Below are 22,769 nucleotides of genomic sequence, written 5' to 3' on the forward strand. Positions count from 1 at the left end.
GGCGATGGTTCCGCCTTCCCGGGCGACGTCGAGCACCGGTGCCAGGTCGACGTTGACCCCGAGCCGGCGCAGGTTGGCGGCCGTGCGCCGTCCCTGCCGGCGACTGAAGGCGGCGCCGCGTTCGCCCATCTCCTTGGCCGAGGCGGTGGGTGCACCGCTGACGCGCTTGACCAGACCGCCCTCCTGATCGATCATCGCCAGCAGCGGGTCGCGCAGGGGGGGCGGACGGCGGATCGCCTGCAGGCGGGCGATCAGGCGCCGGCCGGCGGCGCGGCTGGGGAAGTTGTCGGCGAAGAGGACCAGCCCGGCGATCCGACCGTTGCCGACCGCCTCTTCCAGGGCGGGCGATATGCCGGTGCCGTCGAGCCCGACGACGATCCGCTCGCCCGCCAGGCGTGGGATCGAGAGAGTGCTCGCGACCTGCGGCTCCGTTGCCGGCGTAATGCCCAGCGCCGCGCCGAGCGCAAAGGCGGCAATGGCCAGGGCCGCCAGGACTCCCAGCGCCAGACGACGCCTGCGTGCCTTCGGCCGCTCCACCCGATCGACGCTAGCACCGGGTTTTGCCACGAGTGCCAGGCGTCCGGGCCGATTCCTAGCCTTGCGGTCAATCCCCACCCCGGACCAAGACTTGGAAGCGAGCCAGGAATGCCCTCTCTGATCAGCACCGAAGAAGCCCTCGAGTACGGGCGGCAGACCGGCCACGACGAGATCGGGGTCTTGGTCGAGCGCGCCTGGGAGGTGCGGCGCGAGAACTTCGGCGACTCGACCGACATGTGCTCGCTGGTCAACGCCAAGTCCGGCGGCTGCGCCGAGGACTGCGGCTTCTGCGCGCAGTCGCGCTACGCCGAGGCCGACACGCCGATGCACGCGATGCTGGAGCCGGAGCAGATCCTCGAACACGCCAAGGCCGCCGAGGCCGCCGGCGCCCACCGCTTCTGCATGGTCACCCAGGGCCAGGGCCTCTCCAAACGCGACTTCCAGAAGATCCTCGAAGGGACGCGCCTGGTCGCCGAGCAGACCAACCTCAAGCGCTGCGCCTCGATCGGCCACATGTCGTCCGAACGTGCCAAGTCGCTGAAGGAGGCGGGGGTGCAGCGGGTCCACCACAACGTCGAGTCGGCCCGCTCCTACTACCCCGAGGTCTCCTCGACGGTCCGCTACGAGGGCCGCCTGCGGACGATCCAGGCGGTCAAGGAGGCTGGGCTGGAGACCTGCGTCGGTGGCATCCTCAACCTCGGCGAGACCCCCGAGCAGCGGGTCGAGATGGCCTTCGAGCTGTCGGAGATCAACCCCACCTCGGTGCCGATCAACCTGCTGATCCCGAAGGAGGGAACCAAGTTCGGCGAGCGCGAGGTGATGGATCCCTGGGAGGTCGTCAAGTGGATCGCGATCTTCCGCCTGATCATCCCCGGCGCCCTCTTCCGCCTCTGCGGCGGGCGGGTCGAGAACCTCGGCGAGCTGCACAGCCTGGCGGTGAAAGCGGGGCTGAACGGGGTGATGATGGGGAACTTCCTGACCACGCTCGGGGCCGAGCCCGAGGACGACCGGGCGATGTTCGAGGAGCTGGGGCTGAACGTCGCCCGCCAGCCCGACAACGGCTCCAACCCGCGCCCGGACAACCGCTCGGGCTGGCTCGAGGGAGAGGCCCCGGCGACGCCGATGGAGGAGTTGATCGACCACCAGGAGGACGCCAACTTCTGGGATCCCTCGACCCAGCTCCGCGTGGTCAAGAAGACCAAGAAGCCGCCCTCCTACCCGCAGGCGGCGTGATCGACGTCGCGGAGCGGCTGGAGGAGCTCCGCGACCGTGGCCTGCACCGGCGCCTGCGACTGGTCAGCGGCCCACAGGGCCCGCGGGTGCTGCTCGGCGGCCGTCCGGTCCTGCTGCTCTGCTCCAACAACTACCTCGGCCTCGCCGACCACCCGCGGGTGCGGGGTGCCGCCGCCGAGGCAGCGATGCGCTGGGGCGCGGGCGCGGGCGCCTCGCGGCTGGTCTCGGGGACGATGACCGTCCACCGGCGGCTGGAAGAGGCCCTGGCGGCGTTCAAGGGGACCGAGTCGTCGGTGCTCTTCGGCTCGGGCTACCTGGCCAACCTCGGGGTCATCGGCGCGCTGGCGCGGCTCGCAGCTGACGGCGGCGGCTCCGGCGCCCCACCGCCCGTCGTCTTCTCCGACGAGCTCAACCACGCGTCGATCATCGACGGCTGCCGCCTGGCGCGCGCAGAGACCTTCGTCTACGACCACTGCGACGTCGAGCACCTGGCGTGGGGCCTGCGGCAGCATCGTGGGCGAAGCGGCCTGATCGTCACCGACTCCGTCTTCTCGATGGACGGCGACATCGCGCCGCTGACCGAGATCGCCGAGCTGGCCCGCCGCCACGGCGTGCGGACCGTCGTCGACGAGGCCCACGGCACCGGCTGCCTGGGCCCGGGCGGGCGCGGCGCGGTCGCCGAGGCAGGGCTGGACGGCGAGATCGACGTCGTCATCGGCACGCTCGGCAAGGCGCTCGGCGCTTACGGCGCGTTCGCCGCCTGCAGCGCCGCGATGCGCGACCTGCTGACCAACACGGCGCGGTCGCTGATCTTCTCAACCGCGCTGCCGCCGCCCGCGGTCGCCGCCGCGCTCGCGGCGCTCGAGGTGCTGCAAGAGCACCCTGAGATGGTCGACCGGCTGCAAGCCAACGCGGGCGCGATGCGCGATGAACTGGCGCGCGAGGGCTTCGAGGTCGCGGGCTCCTCGACCCAGATCATCCCGCTGGTCGTCGGCGATGCCGAGCTGGCGATGGAGGTCTGCGAGAAGGCGGTCGAGGCCGGCGTCTTCGCCCAGGCGATTCGCCCGCCGACCGTGCCCGCCGGCACGTCGCGGCTGCGCCTGGCGCTGATGGCCACCCACACCCGCGAGGAGCTGCGCGCCGCGGCCCGCACGCTGGGGCGCGCCGCGTTGCAGGCCGGCTTCCGACCGGGCGCGGGCGTGCCGGTCGCGGCCGCGCAGCCCGCGGGCCACCCCGACGAGCGCCTGGCCGTGGCCGGCGAGGACGCCGCGGCGGCCTGATGCGCACGGCGCTCGCGTACGATCGGTCCTGGTCGAGTTGACCGGCATATTTCACGACAACTCGACCCGGACCCCTTCCGCAACGAGGTTCTGAGCACGATGCGCGGCCTCTTCGTCACCGGGACCGACACCGAGGTCGGCAAGAGCGTCGTCGCTGCAGCGCTGACCGCGGCGCTGGCCGCGCGCGGAGTGGCTGTCGGCGCGTTCAAGCCGGTGGTCACCGGCCTCGACGACGCGCCCGAGGCCGGCAAACCCCGCGACCATGAGCTGCTCGCGGCCTGTGCCGGGATGACCCCAGCGGAGGTGGCGCCCTATCGCTTCGGCCCGGCCGTCTCGCCCCATTTGGCGGCCGAGCTGGCGGGCACGGTGATCGACCCCACCATCTTGATCGAGACCGCCCGTCGCAACGGCGACGGCCGCACGCTCATTGCCGAAGGCGTCGGCGGGTTGTTGGTGCCCTTGACGGTGGTCGGGACGCTCGTGCTCGATCTGATCGTCGCGCTCGGCCTCCCGCTGGTCATCGTCGCCCGCCCCGGCCTCGGGACGATCAATCACACGTTGTTGACCCTGCAGGTGGCGCGAGCGGCGGGCGTGACGGTCCGCGGCGTCGTCATGACGCCCTGGCCGGACGCACCGACCGCCATGCAGCGCTCCAATCGATCGACGGTCGAGGCGCTCGGCGACATCCCCGTCGCCGCTCTGCCCCATCTCGCCGACTTCACCCCCCAGCGCCTCGCCGAGGCGGGCGAGCTGCTGCCCATCGACGACTGGCTGGGCCACCCAGGGACCTACGCCAAGCGCCCGCCGGGCTGAGCGGGCACCGCGGCAAGCGCGACGATCAACGCCAGCGCCCCGACCTGGGCCACCGCGGCGACCTCGGTCCCCAAAGGGATGGTCGCCAGCGCGACGAGCGCGCCCAGCGCCCGCGCCCCACCCGCCCCGATGCGCAGCACACGCCGAAACCAGACGTCGCCAACGAGGTACAGCGCGACACCGCCGGCAAGCGCCAGCGCCGGGCCGCCGTCGAGCGGGTCGTAGGCGTGGCCTGTGGCTCGCTTGAGCCCGACCGCGACGCAGACGATTCCCAAGAGCAGCACCAGATGCGCCCAGCCGAACGCCGCCAAGGCCGCATCGGCGCGCGCCCGCTGATCCATCGCCGCCAACGCTCGCTCGGCGCGGGTGTCGTCGCCGCCGAAGTAGGTCCAACACAGCCCCGCGCTGAGCAGCAGACCCAGGACCGCGACGAGCACGAGCTCGGCGTCGACCGCCAACTCCGCGGCGCCGATCCCGATGGCCACCACCGACTCGCCGATGGCGATCAGCACGACCAGGCCGTGGCGTTCGACGAAGTGCGCCGGCGCCACCGAGAAGTCGTCCAGGCCGATGATCCGCGGCCCGACCCACATCAGCAGGAACGCGGCCGCCCACATCACCGTCTCGGCATCGCCGCCCAGCGCGCCGCCGAGCGCGACGAGCAGGCCGCCGGTCAGGTTGATCGGCGCCAGCGACCGCATCCCGGCGGCCCCGCTGCCGGACGCGTGCAAGAACAGCCAGCCGTGCACGAGCACGACGGCGAGATACGCAAGCCCGAAGGTGAGGCCGCTGCCCGAGAACGCGCTTGGCACCGCAAGGGCCAGCACGAAGTACCCGCACATGCCTGCGAGCAAGAACACGCGGTTGGCCGCCGCCTCCACGGCGATCGCGTTGGTCAGCCACGCGTAGCCACCGTACATGTAGAAGCTCACGCCGAGGAGCAGCGCCACGTGCAGCAGCCCGCGCCACGTCAGCTCGTGCGCCAGGACGGCGCTGAGCTGCGTGATGGTGAAGACGAAGACGAGGTCGAAGAACAGCTCGAGCGTCGTGACGCGCGGCTGCGCAGGGCGATCCTCCACGCCGTCAGCGTACGTGGTGGCGTCCGTCGCAGCCCATACCGTTCGGGCCATGACGACCGCCGATCTCCGCGCCGCCGACCGCGAGGCCCTCTGGCATCCGTTCACCCAGCAGCAGGGCTGGAGCGCCGAGGATGCGCCGATCATCGAGCGCGGTGACGGCTGCTTCCTCTATGACACCGACGGCAACGCCTATATCGATGGCGTCTCGTCGCTGTGGTGCACGGTCCATGGCCATCGCCATCCGGCGCTCGACGCGGCGGTGCGCGCGCAACTGGATCGCGTCGCGCACACCACGATGCTCGGGCTGTCGCATCCGCCCGCGATCGAGCTGGCTCAGAAACTCCTCGCGGTGGCCCCGTCCGGCGACCGCCAGCTCACGCGCGTCTTCTACTCCGACAACGGCTCGACGGCGAACGAGATCGCCCTGAAGATGGCGTTCCAGTTCCACAAGATCGCCGGCAACGAGCAGCGCACCAAGTTCGTGTACTTGAACAACAGCTATCACGGCGACACGCTCGGCTCGGTCTCGGTCGGCGGCATCGACCTCTTCCACACGCTCTTCCGACCACTGCTGTTTGACGGGATCCGCACGGCGCCCGGCGACGTCGAGGGGCTGGAGCGCATCCTGGCCGAGCGCGGCCACGAGGTCGCCGCGCTGATCATGGAGCCGCTCGTGCAGGGCGCCGCCGGCATCCTGCTGCACCCCGACGGCTACCTGCGCGCGGTGCGGGAGCTGTGCGACAAGTACGACATCATCATGATCTGCGACGAGGTGGCGACCGGCTTCGGGCGCACCGGCACGATGTTCGCCTGCGAGCAGGAGGGCGTCGTGCCCGACCTGATGAACGTGGCTAAGGGGCTGACCGGCGGCTACCTGCCGCTGGCGGCTACGCTGGCCACGGAGCGGATCTACGAGGGCTTCCTTGGGAGGTTCGAGGAGTTCCGCACGTTCTTCCATGGCCACACCTACACGGGCAACCCGCTGGCCTGTGCGGCGGCGATCGCCACCCTGCAGGTCTTCGAGGACGAGCAGACGCTCGCCGCGCTCGCGCCGAAGATCGAGCTGCTCGGCGAGCTGCTCGACGAGCACGTGGCGCCGCTGACGTCGGTCGCCGAGATCCGCCGCCGCGGGACGATGGTCGGCATCGAGCTGACCGACTTCCCGCTGGCGTCCCGCATGGGCCACCAGGTGACGCTCGCGGCCCGCGAGCGCGGCGCGATCGTTCGGCCGCTCGGCGACACGATCGTGCTGATGCCGCCGCTGTCGATCAGCGAGGACGAGCTGCGCCGGCTGGTCGCGATCACCGCCGAAGCGATCGCCGTCGCGACGGGCGTCGAGGCGCCCGTGGCGGCCCAGCTGGCCTGACACGGAACGTCGGTGTATCGGTTGTCCTGAAGTTGGCGCCATGACGCGCAGGATTCGTGCGTCGCGGGTGCGGGGGTTTGGGTAGCTTTGGTGAGACGTTCACACTCGCTATGCCCCATCGCACGGACATCCTCACCGGCTTGCCGCGGCAATTGGCGCTGGCGCTGGCGATTTCGGGGATGCTCGCCGGCGTCGCGCCGGCCGCGACGCAGCGGACGGCCCAGCCGACGCCGCGGGAGCTCTGGCGGACCTATCCGCTCGATCGCGGCGCCAGCAGCGGGAAGATCCGGCTGCCGCCGGGGAGCACCGCGCGGCCGGCGCCCGCGCGAGCGGCTGGGACGAACAAGGGCGGGGGTGGCAGCGGCGCGACCGTGCCGATCCTGCTCGTCGTGGCGCTCGCCGCGCTGGGCTGCGGTCTGCTGCTCGGGCGGCGCAGACGTGCGGCGACAGCGCCGAGCCCCGCCCTTGCCGACCAGCCGTCACCACGGCTCCAGGCGGCGCCCGAGCCAGAGCCCCCGCCAGCGTCGGAGCCGGTCGAGCTCGCCGAGCCGGAGCAGAAGCCCGCGACAGCGCCAGCGCCCACGCCAACGTCGCGGTCCACGCCCGAGCCGGAGCTCACGGCAGAGATCCCGTCGGAGCCGAAGCCGGAGCCCCCGCCCGAAGTCGCGCCTGCACCGCCACGCCCCGAGCCGCCGCCAGACGCCGCGCCCGCCCCACCGCTCCACGTCGCTCCCGAGCCCGCGCCGCCCAGCGCGCTGGACCTCGAGGTCGAGCGACTGCGGACCGGGCGGTTCGAGCGCCGACCGTGGCCGGAGGCGACCGAGCGGCTGTGGCGCTGCGAGATCGCCTGGCATGCCGGCTACCTCAGCTCCGGGTTTCGGGCGATGGCCACCGAGCCCGGGCGCCGGCGAGCACGAGAGGTCGGGCGCTCCGAGCCCCAGCGCCTCTGGGGCGCTGCGCCGCCCGAGCCGCCGACGGCGGAGCTGCTCGCGGCGGCCGATCGCCTCGCCGCAGCGCTGCTGCACGCCGGTTGGGAACCCGTCGAGGGCGGCGGTGACACCTGGTACGCCGCACGCTTCGCCTGGCCGCACGAGGAGGCGCCGCCGCGCCGGCTGCGGGTCAGGTCCATGCCCGAGGAGGAGGTCCCCCATGGCGCATGACGCGCCGACGCTCACCCGCTCCCGACTGCTCACCGGCCTCGTCGCCGCGGGTGCGGGAGCGATTGCCGGCGGCGCCGTGCTCGGCGCGCTGCCCGACGAGGCCGGCTCCGCGCCCTCGGCGCGCCTGGACACCGCGATCCTGAACTTCGGTCTGCTGCTCGAGGAGGTCCAGGCCGCCTTCTACGCCGAGGCCCTCAAACGCGCGCGGCTCGCCGGTGAGCTGCGGACGTTCGCCGAGGTCGTCGGTGGCCACGAGCGCGAGCACGTCCGCTTCGTCCGCGGTGCCCTCGGCCGTCACGCCCAGCCTGTGCCCAAGCTCGACTTCGGCGACGACACCGCCGATGCGCAGCGCTTCGCCCGCAGCGCACTGCGCCTCGAGGACCTCGGCGTCAAGGCCTACTTCACCCAAGCCGTCAACCTGCGGCCGGCCACGCTGGCGCAGGTCGGCCGGATCGCGACCGTCGAGTCGCGCCACGCCGCTTGGATCCGAGACCTCGCCGGACTGGACCCCGCGCCCGATCCCGTCGAGCCGACGCTCGATGCCAAGACCGTGCGCCAGACCCTGAAGGGCAGCGGCTATGTGCGCTGATGAGCTGGACCTCGGCGCGATCGATCGCGACGGCGCCCTCGCCGAGGCGCACGGCGCGCTGACGACGCGTCGCATTGCGTTCGCGACGGCCGGCGGCGCGGCGCTGCTGGCGGCCGTGTCCCCGACCTCGGCGTTGGCGGCCGCCTCCGCAGCGCGCCACGATCGCGACATCCTCAACTACGCCCTCACGCTCGAGTACCTCCAGGCCGCCTTCTACTCCGAGGTCGAGCGGATCGGCGCGGTCACCGGAGCGCTCGGCGACCAGGCGCGGATCGTCGGCGGCCACGAGCGCGCGCACGTCAAGGCCTTCCGCGAGGTCCTCGGCCGCCACGCGATCGCGCGGCCGCGCTTCGACTTCCGCGGCGCCACAGAGGACCCGGCCGCGTTTCGCAAGACCGCGGTCGCCTTCGAGGATCTCGCGGTCGCCGCGTACTCGGCGCAGGCGCCGCGGATCCGCTCACGCTCCTACCTCGCGTCGGCGCTGGCGATCGCCAGCGTCGAGGCACGCCACGCCGCGTGGATCCGGCGCCTGGCCCACGTGGTCCCGGCGGCAAGCGCGTTCGACGAGCCGCGCTCGCGCGCCAGCACGCTCGACGTCGTCGACCGCACGCACTTCGTCGTGCGCACGCGCAGCCGGCGGCGCCCGAAGTTCACCGGATGAGCCGGCAGGCGACGGCCGCCGCCGTCGCGGCGCTCGTCGCCCTCGCCTGTGCGGCAGGGGTGACGATCGCCAGGCACGTTCGCCACGTCCCGCTGCGCCAGGAGCCGCCCGGCGCCGTCACCGAGCTGCCCGCCCCATCGCGCGGGGGCCTGCCCGTCGGCCGCGCCCTCCCGCTGGCCGGCACGCACCGCTCGCTCTGGGTCGCGGCACGGACCTCCACCGCCGCCCGCGCCCACCCGTCGACGTCCGCGCGGCGCGTCGGGACCGTGACCGCACGCACGCCGGAGAACACCACCAACATCCTGCTTCCGCTGGGCCGCCACCGCGACGCCGCCGGCCGCCTCTGGGTGCGTGTCCGGCTCGCGGCACTGCCCAACGGCCGCACCGGCTGGGTCCCGCGCAGCGCGCTGGGCGCCTATGGGACGGTCCGGACGCGGCTGGTCGTCGACCGCCACACGCTCACCGCGACGCTGCTGCGCGACGGCCGGGCCGTGCTGCGCGCGCCGGTCGGCATCGGGACGACGAACGCGCCGACGCCGGCCGGCACCTTCGTCGTCCGCGACATCCTGCGCCGCTACCGCAGCGCCTTCTACGGCCCGGTCGCCTTCGGCACGAGCGCTCGCTCAGCGACGCTCACCGACTGGCCCGGCGGCGGCTACGTGGGCATCCACGGCACCGACCGGCCGGAGCTCCTGCCCGGCCGGGTCTCCCACGGCTGCATCCGCATGCGCAACCGCGACGTCACGCGTCTGGCGCGGCTCATGCCCACCGGGACGCCGCTGACGATCTCGTAGGCCTAGTCCTCGTAGGCCACGAAGTCGCGCTTGCGCGCGCCGCACACCGGACAGAACCACGTGTCCGGGATGTCCTCGAAGGCGGTCCCGGGCGGGATGCCGCCGTCGGGGTCGCCGTCGGCGGGGTCGTAGATGAACCCGCAGGACTCGCAGATCCACTTCTGCACGGTGGTGCTCTCGCTCATGTTGGGCTGAACGCTACTGGCCAGGCGGCCAGTAGGCTCCGTCGTCGTGGACGTCGATCGCCCCGGACCGGGAGAAGAGCTCAACGACGGCGAGGTCACGGTGCCCCGCCAGGCGGCGACGGTGATCGTCCTACGCGGTGGCGCGCAGACGCTCGAGGTGCTGCTGGTGCAGCGCAACCCGGCGCAGCGCTTCATGGGCGGGGCGTGGGTCTTCCCTGGCGGCGCCGTCGACGCGCACGAGGGCGAGGGCGACAGCGCGCATCGTGCCGCAGCCGTCCGCGAGCTGGCCGAGGAGGCAGCGATCGAAGGCGTCGATCCGGCGCAGCTCGTGCGCTTCTCGCAGTGGATCACCCCGCCCGAGGTCAAGATCCGGTTCGACACGCACTTCTTCCTCACGCCGCTGCCCGACGGCGCGCAGCCGCGGATCGACGGCGACGAGTGCGTCGACCTCGGCTGGTTCACGCCGCAGGCCGCGCTCGCCGCGCACGCCGACGGCAAGCTCCTGCTCGTCTTCCCCACCATCAAGCACTTCGAGCAGCTCTCGCCCTTCGCGTCGGCCGACGAGCTGCTGGCGTTCGCCACCGGGCGGGAGGTCGTGGCGGTCACGCCGCGCGTCGTCATGAGCGGCGAGCAGGCGCGGATCCTGCTGCCCGGCGAGCCGGGCTACGACGCCGCACCCGCCGCCTCCTGACCGCACGCGTGGCACGGCGCGCGCGGCAGGCGTAGTGTCGATCGCATGACCGCCACGCTGCCGTCCGACCTGCGCGACGTCTTCGCGCGCTGCACCGTCGCCGAGCTGGTCACGATCGACGGACGGGGCCGCCCGGTGGCCCACTCCGTGGTCCCGGCCTACCGGCCCGGCGGGCCGTGCATCGACGTCGCCGATGGCGCGCCAGAGGTCGAGGATCCGCACGTCGCGCTGCTCTTTGCCGACGACGGCCCGATGGTGCTCGTGCAGGGCACCGCGCAGTTGGAGGGCGTGCTGCACGTCCGACCCGAGCGCGTCTATGCCTGGGCATCGAGCGACCCGGACGCCGAGCCACGGCTGTTCGACGCGCACCTCGAGGAGGTGCGCTCCGGCCACAACGAGGAGCCCCAGATCGGTCACGCAGAGCCCGAGGGCGGAGCCGGCCTGTGGGACGAGCGCCTCGACGGCATGGACTTCGCACTGTTGGCCTGCGTCGGCCCTGACGGCTTCCCGTTCGCCGCCCGGCTGGGCATCGCGCCCGATCCGCGCGGCGGCGTCGTGCGGCTGCCCAGGCTGCCGGTCGGCATGCCCGTCGAGCCGGGCCCGGCCTGCCTGCACGCGACGGCGCACGGCCCGCGCGTGCACGGTGACCTCGTCACTGGGCCCGACGGCTGGAGCCTCGTCCCGCACGCGGTGCTGGACGCCTGAGGTGGGTCTGACCGTCGCGGTAATGGGCCCGACCGGGGAGATCGGCAAGCCCTTCGTCGCCGCCCTGGATCGCGCTCGCGAGGTCGAGAAGATCGTCGGGATGGCGCGACGGCCGTTTGACCCGACGGCGCACGGGTGGAAAAAGGTGCGCTACCGCCAAGGTGATGTCCTTGATCGAGGCTCGGTGGAGGCGCTGTGCGCCGGCGCCGACGTCGTCGTGCACCTCGCGTTCATCATCGTCGCCGGCTCGCACGAGAGCGAGCACATCAACTTGGAGGGGTCGCGCAACGTCTTCGAGGCCGCCGCCGCGGCGGGCGCGCGGCGGTTGGTGTACGCCTCGTCGGTAGCGGCCTACGGCTTCCCGGCGCTCGATCGCCCGATCGTCGAAGACGATCCGGCGGCCGGCAACGCGAGCATGCCGTACTCCCATCACAAGGCGCAGGTCGAGGCGCTGCTCAGCGAAGTGCTGGAAGATGCCGAGATCGATGCCTACATCTTCCGGCCGTGCATCGTCGCCGGACCGCAGGCGCCGATGCTCGTCAACCAGATCCCTTACGTGCGCTGGGGCGAGAAGCTGCCGGGCGCGGTGCGAGCGCTGTTCGACGTCGTGCCAATCCTCAAGCCGGTGCTGCCCGATCCCGGCGTGCCGTTTCAGCTCGTCCATCACGACGACGTCGCGACCGCGCTGCGCGCCGGCGTCCTGGGCCGCGGCGAGCCCGGGGCCTACAACGTGGCCGGCGACGGCACGATCACGATGTCCGACCTCGCACGCGAGTTGGGGTACTACTCGGTGCCGGTGCCCGACCTGGCTGTCGACGCGACCGCGGAGGTCGTCTCACGCTTGCCGCTGATGCCCGACGAGGTGTCGTGGATCGAGGCCGTACGCCGCCCGACGCTGATGGACACCACCCGCGCCCGTCGCCTGCTGCGCTGGCGTCCGAAGCACGACGCAACCGCGACGCTGCGCGCCACCGTGGCGGCAGCGCGGCCCGACCTCAGCGCGTAGCGGCGATCACCGAGACGCCGAAACGACGCTGTGCTTCGCCGGCGACGTCCTCCTCGCGGTAGCGCTGAGACTCCTCGTCGTCGCGCGTGAAAACGACGACACGATCGGCGGGGAAGGTCGCCAGCGCATCCTGGAGCGCGAGCAGCGGCTCGCTCTCACCGGTCTCCGCATGGGTACGCGCGCCCTCGGCCGCCAGCGCCTCGGCGGTCTGGCGCGCGGTGGACTCGGCATCGGCGATCGCCTCGTCGCTGTCGGAGACCCAGAAGGCGACCGGGGACGCATTGACCGCGGGCGAGACGACCAGCACCTCGGCGCCGTCGAGCTCCTCACCGTCAAGCGCGTCGCGGAGGTCATCGGCGTCAATGGGATCGGTGGCCAGCACGAGCAGCTTCATGCCCATGCGGGTTCCCGCCTGGCGCGCAGTCCATGCGCGCGGCGGTGCGGCTCAGGACTCGACGGCGGGCGCCTCAGCCTCGGCCGGCGGGTCGACCGGCGCGGCCTCCTCGGCCTCCGCGGACGCCTCCAACTCAGCGGGCACCTCCGGCTCTACAGCCGCTTCCGACTCAGCCGGTGGCTCCGGCTCGGCAGCAGGCGCCTCAGGTTCAGCCGGCGTCTCGGTCGCAGCCTCGGGCTCGACGACGTCGCCCTCGGCAGCCTCGACCTCCTCCGCCTCGGCCTGGACCTCGGCGGCGGCCGCTTGTGCTTCGTTCTCGGCGGGCGCTTCGGCCTCCGCGGCCGGAGCCTCAGCCGCGGGAGCAGCCGGCGCCTCGGGCTCCGGCTCCAGGTCCGCCTCGACCTCATGCGCCCCAACCGTCGCCGGCACGATCCGCAGCACCTTGCCCACAGGCCCCTTGGTGCGCACGTCGCCGCGGGCCAGCGCCAGCGTCGGGCTCAACTCGCCGGTCAGCAGCGCGCGGCCGGTGTCAGCGTCCATCGCCAACACGACGTCGGCGCGCAGCTTGGTCTCGCCGAGATCGATGCGTGCGGGTTTGCGGGCGCGCATGTCGAGCGTGACGGTCGCGTCCGGCTGGCGGAAGGCGAACTGCACCACCGCATCGGCCTGGCGCAGCTGCTCCCGACGAGCGCTGTTGTACACCAGGTTGTTCAGGATGCCGCCGAGCTGGTCGTAGACCTCGGCGTCGGACTCGAAGTGCGCCATGGACCGCGGAGGGTACCTGTCCTCCGCGGCCCAGGGCACTGCGAGCCGCCTTACTCCTTGCCCAGCAGGAGGGCGATGCCCTGACCGCCACCGATGCACAGCGTCACCAGGCCGTACTGGTGACCGCCGCGGTCCATCTCTGACAGGCACTTGGTGGTGATCGCCGCGCCGGTCGCCGCGATCGGATGGCCAAGCGCGATCGCGCCGCCGTTGGGGTTCACGCGCGCGGGATCGAGGTCGAGGTCCTTCATGACCGCCAGCGCCTGAGCGGCAAAGGCCTCGTTGAGCTCGATGACGCCGATGTCATCAAGTGAGACCCCGGTGCGGTCGAGCACCTTGCGGACCGCCGGGACCGGGCCGATGCCCATGATCTCCGGATCCACGCCACAGGACGCGTAGCCGAGCACGCGCGCACGCACCGGCGCGCCGAGCTCGGCCGCCTTGTCAGCGCTCATCAACACCAGCGCGGCGCCCGCGTCGTTCATCCCCGAGGCGTTGCCCGCCGTGACCGTCCCGCCGTCCTTCTTGAAGATCGTCGGCAGCTTGGCCATGCCGGCTGCGTCGACGCCGTGGCGGATGTGCTCGTCCTTGAGGAAGTCCACGACCTCGCGCTTGACCTTCACCGAGACCCCGACGACCTCGTCGTCGAAGCGGCCCTCGCTCTGCGCCTGCGAAGCACGCAGGTGCGACTCGACCGCAAACGCGTCCTGCTCCTCGCGCGAGATCCCCATGCGCTCGGCCAGGTTCTCGGCGGTGACGCCCATCTTGATGTCGTGAAACGGATCGGTGAGCGCGCCCTGGACAGGGTCGACCACCGGCGCCGGGCCCATCTTCGAGCCCCAGCGACCCTGCGTCAGCCACATCGGCGCGCGGCTCATCGACTCCGCGCCGCCGGCGAGCGTGACGTCGGCCTCGCCGGTCTGGATCGCCTGGCAGGCGCTGACGAGCGCCTGGACGCCCGTGCCGCACAGGCGGTTGACGGTGAAGGCCGGCGTCTCCTTCGGGATGCCCGCCTTCATGCCGACGACGCGCGCCATGTAGGCGTCGGCCGTCTCGGTGTGGATGACGTTGCCGAACACGACGTGCTCGATCTGCTCGGGCGCGATGCCGGCGCGTTCGATGGCGGCCTTCGCAGCCGTCGCGCCCAGATCGGTCGGCGCGACGCCCGCAAGCGACTTGCCATAGGAGCCGATCGCGGTGCGCGCGGCGGAGGTGATGACGACGTTGGTCAAGCTGGGCGTTCCTCTCATGGGCGGGCGGGCCGAGTTCTCGGGCGGGAAGACTAGGCGGTGATACGTTCGAACGCATGAGCGCCACCGCCACCCAGCCATTGCGCAACTTCATCGACGGGGAGTTCGTCGAGGCCGCCGAAGGCGCCACGAGCCCTGTCCTGAACCCCGCGACCGGCCAGGAGAGCTGGCAGGCCGCGTCCTCGGGAGACGTCGACGTCGACCGCGCCGTCGCCGCCGCCCGCCGCGCCTTCCCGGGCTGGGCCGCGACCACGCCGGGCGAGCGCGCGCTCGCGCTGCTGCAGCTCGCCGACGCGATCGAGGCACACGGCGAGGAGATCGCGCAGCTGGAGTCGCTAAATGCCGGCAAGCCGATCGAGGCCGTCAAGGAAGACGAGCTGCCGGTCTGGGTCGACAACCTGCGCTTCTTCGCGGGCGCCGCGCGGACGATGGAGGGCAAGCCCGCGGGCGAGTACCTCGAGGGCTACACCTCGATCATCCGCCGCGAGCCCGTCGGCGTGGTCGGCCAGATCGCGCCGTGGAACTACCCGCTGATGATGGTGGTGTGGAAGATCGGCCCCGCGCTGGCGACCGGCAACACCGTCGTGCTCAAGCCGGCGCCGTCGACGCCGGTCTCGATCGTCCGCGTCGCCGAGCTGGCCGCCGAGATCCTGCCCAAGGGCGTGCTCAACGTCGTGCTCGGCGGTGATGACGTCGGCAAGGCGATCGTGTCGCACGACGGCGTCGACATGGTGTCCATCACGGGCTCGGTGGCCGCCGGCAAGGCCGTCGCCAAGTCCGCCGCCGACTCGCTCAAGCGCGTGCACCTCGAGCTCGGCGGCAAGGCGCCGGTCGTCGTCTTCGACGACGTCGACGTCGCCGCGGTCGTCGAGGAGATCGCCGGCTTCGCCTATTACAACGCCGGCCAGGACTGCACGGCCGCCACGCGCGTGCTGGTCGCCCCCAAGCGCTACGACGACATCGTCGCCGGGCTGGCCGAGGAGGCCAAGGGCTACGTCCTGGGCGACACGCAGTCGCCCGACACGACGCTCGGCCCGCTCAACTCAGAGGGCCAGCGCGACCGCGTCGAGGGCTTCCTGGAGCGCAAGCCGTCACACGCCGAAGTCGTCACCGGCGGCAACGAGCCCGACCTGCCCGGCTTCTACCTGGAGCCGACGGTCGTCGCCAACATGCACCAGGACGACGAGATGATCCAGCACGAGATCTTCGGCCCCGTGCTGACCGTCCAGCGCTTCAGCGACGAGGAGGAGGCGATCGCCTGGGCCAACGGCACGCCCTACGGCCTGGCCTCCTCGGTCTGGACCAACGACATCGGCCGCGCGATGCGCGTCTCCAACGCCCTGCGCTTCGGCTGCGTGTGGATCAACAACCACGGCCTGCTGGCCTCCGAGATGCCCCACGGCGGCTTCAAGCAGTCGGGTTACGGCAAGGACCTCTCGATGTACGCGCTGGAGGACTACACCGAGGTCAAGCACGTGATGGTCAAGCTCGGAAGCGCGTGAAGATTTTCTGAGAAACGCGGAACCTTCCGTTTCCTGCGCCGTTAGAGTTGGCGGAGGATCACTGTGGAAGCTTCAGCGCTATCCCATCCCGTCGGTCTCGGCCGCGTCTCGCTCGCCGGCCCGCTGCTGCGCCTGCGCAGCGACGACCAACTCGTGGCGCTCTTTCGCGCCGGCCACGAGGAGGCGTTCGGGATCATCCACGACCGGTACCGCCAGCGGCTGTTCGCCTACGCGCGGCAGATGCTCAGCGGCTCACGGTCCGACGCCGAGGACGTGTTGCAGGACGTCTTCCTGCGGGCCTACGACGCACTGCGGGCCGACCGGCGGCCGATCGCGCTGCGGGCCTGGCTCTACCGCGTGGCCCACAACCGCTGCATCGACCAGATCCGACGGCCCGCGCCCGCACCCGAGCACATCTACGAGGTCAACCGCGGCGTACCGTCGGACCCGATGGCCGAGGCGGACCGGCGCGAGGATCTGCGTCGGCTGATCGTCGACGTCCGTGCCTTGCCCGAGCAGCAGCGCTCAGCGCTGCTGATGCGCGAGATGGAGGGCCTGTCCTACAACGACCTGGCCGAGGCGCTGGGCGTCACCGTCCCGGCGATCAAGTCCTTGCTGGTGCGTGCGCGCGTCGGGCTTGTGGAGGCCATCGAGGCCCGCGACACCGCGTGCGTGGAGATCCGGAACGACCTCGCCGCGGCTTTTGACCGCGGCGTGCGGGCCAGCGGACGGTCGCGCAAGCACCTGCGCGAGTGCGCCGGCTGCCGGGATTACCGCACCGCGCTGCGCGGCATCGAGAAGCAGCTCAACGGCCTGGCACCGGCCTCGGGGCCGCTGACCGCGATCGCCAAGATCCTCGGGATCGGCGGCGCCGGCTCCGGCGCGGCCGCCGGCGGCGGCGCCGCGGTCCTCGGCGGGGGCGCCGGCGCTGCGGCCGGTGGGACCACCGCGGCGACGATCGGCACCGGCGCGGTGGCCGCGACCGCGGGCAAGGTCGCCGCGGTGATGGCGGCGGCCGCGGTCGTCGGCGGCGGGGCGGCGACGGTCGAGCAGAAGGTCGACCATCACCGCACGCCCGCAGCCCATGTCAGCCACGTGGCTCCGACGCACGCGACGGTTCCGATCGCCACGCGGCAGCGGATCGATCCGGGACGCCACGTCGCCGTGCCCACGCACGTGAAGACCTCCCATGGCGCCGCGGTCGCACCACACGTCGCGCATGTGCGTACGGCCGGGGACGAGCCGATCTCGTCGACGGGGGCCGACGTTCCGAAGCTCGAGGCGACGACCGGCGGACTGCAGGCGCCCGGCGACGATGCGACGACGACCAGCGACGCCCCGACCGGGACCGCGGGCGGCGGGACGACCTCAACGGGCACGGCGACCTCGGGCAACGGCACGACGACCGGCGCAGGCAGCACGACGGCCAGCGGGACCGAGACGACGACGGCCACCGGCACCTCCGGCGCGACGACCACCACCACTTCCGGCTCCGGCGCAGCACCCGCCACCGGCGCCGGCGGCACGACTGCCCCGGCGAGCTCGACGCCCGCGGTCGCTGACCCCATCGCCCAGGGCGCAGCGGTCACGCCCGCCGGCTGACACCCGCCGGCGCTAAGGTCGCCCCCATCGAGCGCTACCTCGCGACACTCGACCACGAGGAGCTCTACGTGCGGCGTGGCCCGCGCACGGGGCTCTTCTGCATCGTCGCCGTCCACTCGACGGTCCGCGGCCCCTCGCTGGGCGGCTGCCGGATGTGGACCTATGACGACAACCGCGCGGCGATCCGTGACGCGCTGCGGCTGTCGGAGGGCATGACCTACAAGTCGGCGGTCGCCGGCCTGCCGCTCGGCGGCGGCAAGGGCGTCATCGTCCTGCACCCCGGCAAGCCGCTGGACGCCAAGCGCCGGCGCGCCGCGCTCCTGGACTTCGGCGAGACCGTCGAGCGCCTCGGCGGCAGCTACGTCACCGCCGAGGACGTCGGCACCTCGACGCGCGACATGACGGTCATCGCCAAGGCCACGAGCCACGTCAGCGGCCTCTCGCGCCGCGCCGGCGGCTCCGGCGACCCGAGTCCCTACACGGCGCTCGGCGTCCTGCACGCGATCGAGGCGACCGTCGAGCGCGCGTTTGACTCCGCGTCGCTGCGAGGACGTACGATCGCCGTCGTCGGCCTCGGCCACGTCGGGCTTCGCGTCGCCAGGCTCCTGGCCAAGGCCGGCGCCCGGCTCGTCGTCGCCGACATCGATCCGACCAAGCGCGACGAGGCCGAGCGCCTCGGCGCACGGTGGACCACGCCGGCCAAGGCGATGATCGCCGCCGTCGACGTCCTGGTTCCCTGCGCGCTCGGCGGCGTGCTCGACCACGAGAGCGTTCCGCAACTGCAGACGCCGGCCGTCGCCGGCGCCGCCAACAACCAGCTCGCGGCCTCCGACGTCGCCGACCTCCTGCGCGAGCGTGGCGTCCTGTGGGCGCCGGACTTCGTCGCCAACGCGGGCGGCATCGTCAACATCGCGGTCGAGCTCGACCCCGAGGGCTATGACCCCGACCGCGCGACCGCCCGCGTGGCCGGCATCGGCGACACGCTGCGCCGCATCTACGACGACGCCCACACGGCCGGCACCACACCGCTCACCGCGGCGATGGCGCTGGCCGAGAGCAACCTGCGTCGGGCCTAGACGAGGCCGTCCGGCGAGGCGTGGCTCACCGGCGGCACCGGCGCACCAGCCGTCGCGGCAATCGCCGCACGCTCCGCCGCCGCCTGTTCAGGCGTCTCGTCGGGCCAATGGCCGTGCTCGTCGAAGAAGAGCCGCGCGCGGTCTTCCTCGTGACGCTCCTCGTCGCCGTGGCGCATCACCCAGATGATCCAGATGATCCCGACGACGCAGACGACGCAGATGAAGATGGCGTAGGCGTTGGCGAGCATCGACGGTCAAGGGTAGACCGCACGCGCCGTCGCCGCATCAATGCGCGTGACGGCCGAGCTGCGCAAACCACGCGGGCCGGCCCTCGACGCCATCGGGCAGCCGGCCTTCTTCGGCGAGCTTGTCGAGATGGGCCACCAGCGTCACCGTCGCGGGCAGGCGCAGCGCCTCCGGGACGTCGTCCCACGCCGCGTCCAGCAGCGCGTCGAGGGTGCGCGCGCCGCCGTCCAGCGCCGCGACCAGGCGGCGCTCGCGGTCCCGGCGATGGTCGAGATAGCCCGCGAGCTTGGCGTCGGCATCGAGCACCAGCGGCCCGTGACCCGGCGCGAGCAGCGCGAAGCCGTGCTCGCGCAGCCGCTCCAACCCGGCGAGGTAGCCCGCCAGCGCGCCCGGGTCGGGAGCGATGAAGACGCTGCCCTCGCCAAGCACCGCGTCGCCGGTGAAGCAGACCGCATCGCCCAGCGCAAAGCAGAGCAGGTCGGGCGCATGGCCGGGGACCGCGATCGTCCGCAACAGCGACCCGACCGCGTCCCCATCGCCGGTCGGCACCGCGCCGGAGAGCCGAGCGGCGAAGACAGCGACGTCGCCGCCCGCACCCGCCACGAGCGCCGGCACCGCGCCCACGTGGTCGGCATGGTCGTGGGTCACCGCGATCCCGCCGACGCCACCGCGTGCCGCGGCCGCCTCCAACACCGCGGCCACGTGCTCGTCGAGATCCGGCCCCGGATCGACCACCCAGCACGGATCGCGCCCGACCAACCACGTGTTGGTTCCCGACAGCGTCAGCGGCGAGGGGTTGGCGGCCCGGACCAGCTCCACGTCATGCTCGGCGAGCGGGTCGGCCATGGGCCCAGCCTACGCGGCCGCGCCGCTCAGACCGAGACGCGATCGGGCACGATCGGCCGCCGCGCCCACAGGACGACGACCACGGCCACGCCGACCGCCGAGACCGCGTAGGCCAGCCGCGGCGACACCGCCGCCGTCAGCACGCCCCCGACGATGTAGCCCACGCCGGGCACGGCCGCCGCCGCCGACTCCAGCAGGCCCGCGGCACGCGCCTGATAGCGGTCCTCGACGGCCTCCTGCAGCGCCGTCATCACCGCAACCCACTGAACGCCGTTGCCCGTGCCCCCGAGCACCGACCCCAAGCAGGCGACCAGCAGCGTCGGTGCGCCCGCCATCACCGCGTAGCCGGCGCCGATCGCCGCGGTCGAGACCAGCACGAGCGTTCTCATCGACCGCCCCCGGGCCCGAGCGAAGAGCGCCGAGCCGAGAACGATCCCAGCACCCCATGCCGCGATCAGGACGCCGAAGCCGAGGCTCGTGGAGTTCAGCGTCTCCTTCGCGTAGACGACCTCGATCGGAATGATCAGCGTGAAGAAGAGGATCGCGACCGACTGACCGACGATCAGCCGCCCGACCGTCGGATGGTCGCGCACGTACTCCAGGCCGTCGCGCACGCGCGCACGCCAGCGCTCACGCGGGCCTTGCTCGGGCTCGGGCAGGCTGCGCGCGCTGGCCAGCAGCAGGACGGCCACGGCCATGAACGACGCCGCGTCGAGCCACAGCGCGGTCGCCACGCCCCACTCGTGCACGATCAGGCCGGCGAGCACCGGCCCGGCCGCGCTCATGACCGCGAAGGCGACGTTGATCAGCGCGTTGCCCTCGCGCAAGGCGCCCGCTGGGGTCAGGACCGCCGCGATAGCGCCCCGGGAGAGCCCGCGTGCGGTGAGCGCCATCAGCCCGTCGGCAAACGCGAAGAGCAAGACCGCCGGGAGCCAGAACGAGTCCGCGAGGGCGGCCAGCCCAGCAAACGCGCCCGCCTCCAGCGCGTAGAGCGCCGGCAGCACGCGGCTGACGCGCTGGTGGTCGAGACCGGCGGTCAGCGCCGGGGCAACGAACGCCGGCACGAACTTGCCGGCCACGAACAGCGCGGTCACCGCCAGGGCCGAGCCGGTCCGATCAAGGACCAGGATCGCCAGGGCAACGACGCCCAGGTTGTCGCCCAGCTCGTTGATCGCGTACGACGTCGCAAGCGCCGGGAACCCGCGCACGCGAAGCGATCTCCTTACCGGCGACACGTGCCCAATGTAAAGGCCCGCCCGGCCGCGACGCGGTGCGGCTCCGACTAAGGATTTGGCCAAATGGGCCGATAAGCGGGGCGTAATGGGCCGTAGGACCCTCGTCGTGATGCACGGACTGCTCCTCGCGGCATCGCTTGCCGGTGCCGTGGTGACTTCCCGTGCCTCAGACTGGGATCCGGCCGGGCTCGTCGTCCTCCTCGCCGCGCTCGCGATCGCCTCCGACGCGATGGCGATCGAGACCGCGAGCATGCGCCTCACCGGGTCGTTCATCGCGCTCGTCCTGGCGATGGTCGTCCTCGGACCGGCGCCCGCCGTGGCGATCGGCCTGCTGACCGTCGCCACCGATGCGCATCGCCTGCGCGACAAGCCGGCGGCGCTCCTCTCCAACGCCAGCACGTTCTCGGTCTTCCCGTTGGCCGGCGGCCTCGCCGCCCGCGCCCTGCACGTCGATGGCGGCGACGGCGTCAACCAGGCCCTTGGCGTCGCGGCCGTCTTCGCCGGCGTCAACCTCCTGAACTTCCTGCTGATCGCCGTCCCGCACGTCTGGACCGACGGCGTGCCGCTCAACCGCTCGGTGCGGACCATCCTCGTCCCGCTGATGCCCTCTGAGGCGCTCGCCGGCGCCCTGACGGTCATCAGCGCCGCGACCTACCAGACCGTCGGCCTTCCCGCCCTGGTCGCGGTCCTCATCGCCCTCTTCCTCTTCCAGATCCTGACGCGGGAGCTGCTGCTCTCCCAGGATCGCGCCGAGCAGCTCGAGGCGCGCTCGACGCAACTCGCCTCGCTGCAGGTCGGCGTCCTCGCCGCGCTGGTCCAGACGCTGTCGCTGCGCGATCGCATGACGGCCCGCCACAGCGCCGCCGTCGCGCGCTACGCCCGCGCCATCGCCGAGGACGTCGGCTGTACGCCCGCCGAGCAGGAGCTCGTCCACACCGCCGGCTTGCTGCACGACATCGGGAAGTTCGCCTTCCCGGACCGCATCCTGCTCGCCAACCGCAAGCTCGACGACGACGACTGGAAGATCGTCCGCACCCATCCCTACCAGGGCGCGCGCCTCGTGCGCCGCATCAACGGCTACGGGCCGGTGGCGGAGATCATCCTCGCCCACCACGAGCGCATCGACGGCCGCGGCTACCCCCGCGGCCTCACTGGCGAGAAGATCCCCCTGCTGTCGAAGATGATCTCGATCGCCGACACCTACGACGTGATGACCGCCCGCGACTCCTACCGCGATCCGGTCTCCCAGGCCGAGGCGATCGCCGAGCTGCGTCGCGTCTCCGGCGCCCAGCTCGATGGTGACCTGGTCGAGACGTTCATCCGCATCGTCGAGCGCAGCGGGCTGCAGTTTCAGCACACCACGGACGCCGATTTCGAGCGCGAGCTCGACTTCGACGCCCGTGTGCGGGGCTACGCGCTCCCGCAGGCTGCCTGATCGTCCACGGTCACACTTCAGACGCCGACCGGCGCTGAAATGTCAAAAAGCCCTGCATATCGCAGGTTTGGACGCCAAGGGCACATAAAACCGAACGGATAGGACATCCGTCCATAGACATGTCCGATCCCCATTTCTGGGGATGGCGCGATGGACGTTTGGGGCAGAAACTGGCCCCGTCATGACGAAACGGCGCCGCTGCTGGCAGGCGGGGCGCCGTCGTCGTACTGATATCCGTCCGTCCGCAAGTCGCTGCGGTGGTGCGCAGCGCGAACGTCTTTGGGGGTGCACCGTGGGCTACAAGAACTAAGTTCCTACA

24 protein-coding genes are annotated in these 22,769 nt (G+C 72.3%); 15 read left to right on the forward strand and 9 right to left on the reverse strand.

Going from position 1 to position 22,769, the window contains the following annotated elements; translation table 11 throughout:
* A partial coding sequence (locus VGO10_RS20255) for a glycoside hydrolase family 3 N-terminal domain-containing protein (RefSeq protein ID WP_327471812.1) occupies positions 1–537 on the reverse strand: 537 nt, incomplete at its 3' end.
* A 108-nt stretch (positions 538–645) separates the two neighbouring features.
* Between VGO10_RS20255 and bioB the strand changes: the two genes are divergently transcribed.
* From bioB to bioD, 3 genes are all read left to right on the forward strand, one after another.
* A complete protein-coding gene (gene bioB / locus VGO10_RS20260; RefSeq protein WP_327471813.1) occupies positions 646–1,770 on the forward strand; it encodes a biotin synthase BioB in 1,125 nt (374 codons plus the stop codon).
* A complete protein-coding gene (bioF, locus tag VGO10_RS20265) occupies positions 1,767–3,050 on the forward strand; it encodes an 8-amino-7-oxononanoate synthase (RefSeq protein ID WP_327471814.1) in 1,284 nt (427 codons plus the stop codon). Before bioB ends, bioF begins: the two co-directional genes overlap by 4 nt.
* A gap of 99 nt (positions 3,051–3,149) precedes the next feature.
* Entirely contained in the window at positions 3,150–3,863 is a 714-nt protein-coding gene (gene bioD, locus VGO10_RS20270; RefSeq protein ID WP_327471815.1) for a dethiobiotin synthase, read from the forward strand.
* Here the strand turns inward: bioD and VGO10_RS20275 are convergent.
* Entirely contained in the window at positions 3,839–4,942 is a 1,104-nt protein-coding gene (locus VGO10_RS20275; protein ID WP_327471816.1) for a low temperature requirement protein A, read from the reverse strand. The genes bioD and VGO10_RS20275 overlap by 25 nt on opposite strands.
* 49 nt (positions 4,943–4,991) lie before the next feature.
* Here VGO10_RS20275 and bioA point away from each other — a divergent pair, with 49 nt between their 5' ends.
* The 5 genes from bioA (at position 4,992) to VGO10_RS20300 (ending at position 9,512) form a co-directional block, all read left to right on the forward strand.
* Positions 4,992–6,308: an adenosylmethionine--8-amino-7-oxononanoate transaminase gene (gene bioA, locus VGO10_RS20280; RefSeq protein ID WP_327471817.1), complete on the forward strand. Its 1,317-nt coding sequence runs from the start codon at positions 4,992–4,994 to the stop codon at positions 6,306–6,308.
* Positions 6,309–6,418: 110 nt separating this feature from the next.
* Positions 6,419–7,468, forward strand: coding sequence for a hypothetical protein (locus VGO10_RS20285; protein WP_327471818.1), 1,050 nt, complete (start codon positions 6,419–6,421; stop codon positions 7,466–7,468).
* Positions 7,458–8,057, forward strand: a complete 600-nt coding sequence (locus VGO10_RS20290; protein ID WP_327471819.1) for a ferritin-like domain-containing protein — start codon at positions 7,458–7,460, stop codon at positions 8,055–8,057. The genes VGO10_RS20285 and VGO10_RS20290 overlap by 11 nt, the downstream gene beginning before the upstream one ends.
* Positions 8,047–8,718 carry a ferritin-like domain-containing protein gene (locus tag VGO10_RS20295; RefSeq protein WP_327471820.1) on the forward strand — a complete coding sequence of 224 codons (672 nt, stop codon included), beginning with the start codon at positions 8,047–8,049 and terminating at the stop codon, positions 8,716–8,718. Before VGO10_RS20290 ends, VGO10_RS20295 begins: the two co-directional genes overlap by 11 nt.
* Positions 8,715–9,512, forward strand: a complete 798-nt coding sequence (locus tag VGO10_RS20300) for a L,D-transpeptidase (protein WP_327471821.1) — start codon at positions 8,715–8,717, stop codon at positions 9,510–9,512. The genes VGO10_RS20295 and VGO10_RS20300 overlap by 4 nt, the downstream gene beginning before the upstream one ends.
* A gap of 2 nt (positions 9,513–9,514) precedes the next feature.
* Here VGO10_RS20300 and VGO10_RS20305 read toward each other — a convergent pair whose 3' ends face one another.
* A complete protein-coding gene (locus VGO10_RS20305) occupies positions 9,515–9,697 on the reverse strand; it encodes a rubredoxin (RefSeq protein ID WP_327471822.1) in 183 nt (60 codons plus the stop codon).
* Between the two features lie 46 nt (positions 9,698–9,743).
* Here VGO10_RS20305 and VGO10_RS20310 point away from each other — a divergent pair, with 46 nt between their 5' ends.
* Genes VGO10_RS20310 through VGO10_RS20320 form a run of 3 tightly spaced genes read left to right on the forward strand, consistent with a single transcriptional unit; the run spans position 9,744 to position 12,099 of the window.
* Positions 9,744–10,388 (forward strand): NUDIX hydrolase, encoded by a 645-nt coding sequence (locus VGO10_RS20310; RefSeq protein ID WP_327471823.1) that lies wholly within the window; start codon positions 9,744–9,746, stop codon positions 10,386–10,388.
* A 45-nt stretch (positions 10,389–10,433) separates the two neighbouring features.
* Positions 10,434–11,093, forward strand: coding sequence for a hypothetical protein (locus VGO10_RS20315; RefSeq protein ID WP_327471824.1), 660 nt, complete (start codon positions 10,434–10,436; stop codon positions 11,091–11,093).
* Between the two features lies 1 nt (position 11,094).
* Positions 11,095–12,099: an NAD-dependent epimerase/dehydratase family protein gene (locus VGO10_RS20320; protein ID WP_349258970.1), complete on the forward strand. Its 1,005-nt coding sequence runs from the start codon at positions 11,095–11,097 to the stop codon at positions 12,097–12,099.
* Here VGO10_RS20320 and VGO10_RS20325 read toward each other — a convergent pair.
* The 3 genes from VGO10_RS20325 to VGO10_RS20335 are packed head-to-tail and all read right to left on the reverse strand — an operon-like array spanning position 12,089 to position 14,490.
* Entirely contained in the window at positions 12,089–12,499 is a 411-nt protein-coding gene (locus tag VGO10_RS20325; protein WP_327471826.1) for a hypothetical protein, read from the reverse strand. The two genes, VGO10_RS20320 and VGO10_RS20325, sit on opposite strands and share 11 nt — an antisense overlap.
* A 45-nt stretch (positions 12,500–12,544) precedes the next feature.
* On the reverse strand, positions 12,545–13,258 hold the full coding sequence (locus VGO10_RS20330) for an SCP2 sterol-binding domain-containing protein (protein WP_327471827.1): 714 nt from the start codon (positions 13,256–13,258) through the stop codon (positions 12,545–12,547).
* A gap of 50 nt (positions 13,259–13,308) precedes the next feature.
* Positions 13,309–14,490, reverse strand: coding sequence for an acetyl-CoA C-acyltransferase (locus VGO10_RS20335; RefSeq protein WP_327471828.1), 1,182 nt, complete (start codon positions 14,488–14,490; stop codon positions 13,309–13,311).
* Positions 14,491–14,564: 74 nt separating this feature from the next.
* On the opposite strand from VGO10_RS20335, the gene VGO10_RS20340 reads away from it, so the two are divergent.
* From VGO10_RS20340 to VGO10_RS20350, 3 genes are all read left to right on the forward strand, one after another.
* A complete protein-coding gene (locus tag VGO10_RS20340) occupies positions 14,565–16,010 on the forward strand; it encodes an aminobutyraldehyde dehydrogenase (protein WP_327471829.1) in 1,446 nt (481 codons plus the stop codon).
* Positions 16,011–16,073: 63 nt separating this feature from the next.
* On the forward strand, positions 16,074–17,612 hold the full coding sequence (locus tag VGO10_RS20345; RefSeq protein WP_327471830.1) for a sigma-70 family RNA polymerase sigma factor: 1,539 nt from the start codon (positions 16,074–16,076) through the stop codon (positions 17,610–17,612).
* Positions 17,613–17,680: 68 nt separating this feature from the next.
* Positions 17,681–18,688, forward strand: a complete 1,008-nt coding sequence (locus VGO10_RS20350) for a Glu/Leu/Phe/Val family dehydrogenase (protein ID WP_327471831.1) — start codon at positions 17,681–17,683, stop codon at positions 18,686–18,688.
* Here the strand turns inward: VGO10_RS20350 and VGO10_RS20355 are convergent.
* The 3 genes from VGO10_RS20355 to VGO10_RS20365 are packed head-to-tail and all read right to left on the reverse strand — an operon-like array spanning position 18,685 to position 20,988.
* Positions 18,685–18,936 (reverse strand): hypothetical protein, encoded by a 252-nt coding sequence (locus VGO10_RS20355; protein WP_327471832.1) that lies wholly within the window; start codon positions 18,934–18,936, stop codon positions 18,685–18,687. The two genes, VGO10_RS20350 and VGO10_RS20355, sit on opposite strands and share 4 nt — an antisense overlap.
* A 37-nt stretch (positions 18,937–18,973) precedes the next feature.
* On the reverse strand, positions 18,974–19,780 hold the full coding sequence (locus VGO10_RS20360; RefSeq protein WP_327471833.1) for an MBL fold metallo-hydrolase: 807 nt from the start codon (positions 19,778–19,780) through the stop codon (positions 18,974–18,976).
* Between the two features lie 26 nt (positions 19,781–19,806).
* Positions 19,807–20,988 carry an MFS transporter gene (locus tag VGO10_RS20365; protein ID WP_327471834.1) on the reverse strand — a complete coding sequence of 394 codons (1,182 nt, stop codon included), beginning with the start codon at positions 20,986–20,988 and terminating at the stop codon, positions 19,807–19,809.
* Positions 20,989–21,124: 136 nt separating this feature from the next.
* On the opposite strand from VGO10_RS20365, the gene VGO10_RS20370 reads away from it, so the two are divergent.
* The gene (locus VGO10_RS20370) at positions 21,125–22,450 is read left to right on the forward strand and encodes an HD-GYP domain-containing protein (RefSeq protein WP_327471835.1); all 1,326 of its coding nucleotides are present in this window, start codon (positions 21,125–21,127) and stop codon (positions 22,448–22,450) included.
* Positions 22,451–22,769 lie beyond the last annotated feature (319 nt).

The organism is Baekduia sp. (genome assembly GCF_035996765.1).
In the GTDB taxonomy this organism is placed as follows: Bacteria; Actinomycetota; Thermoleophilia; order Solirubrobacterales; family Solirubrobacteraceae; genus Baekduia.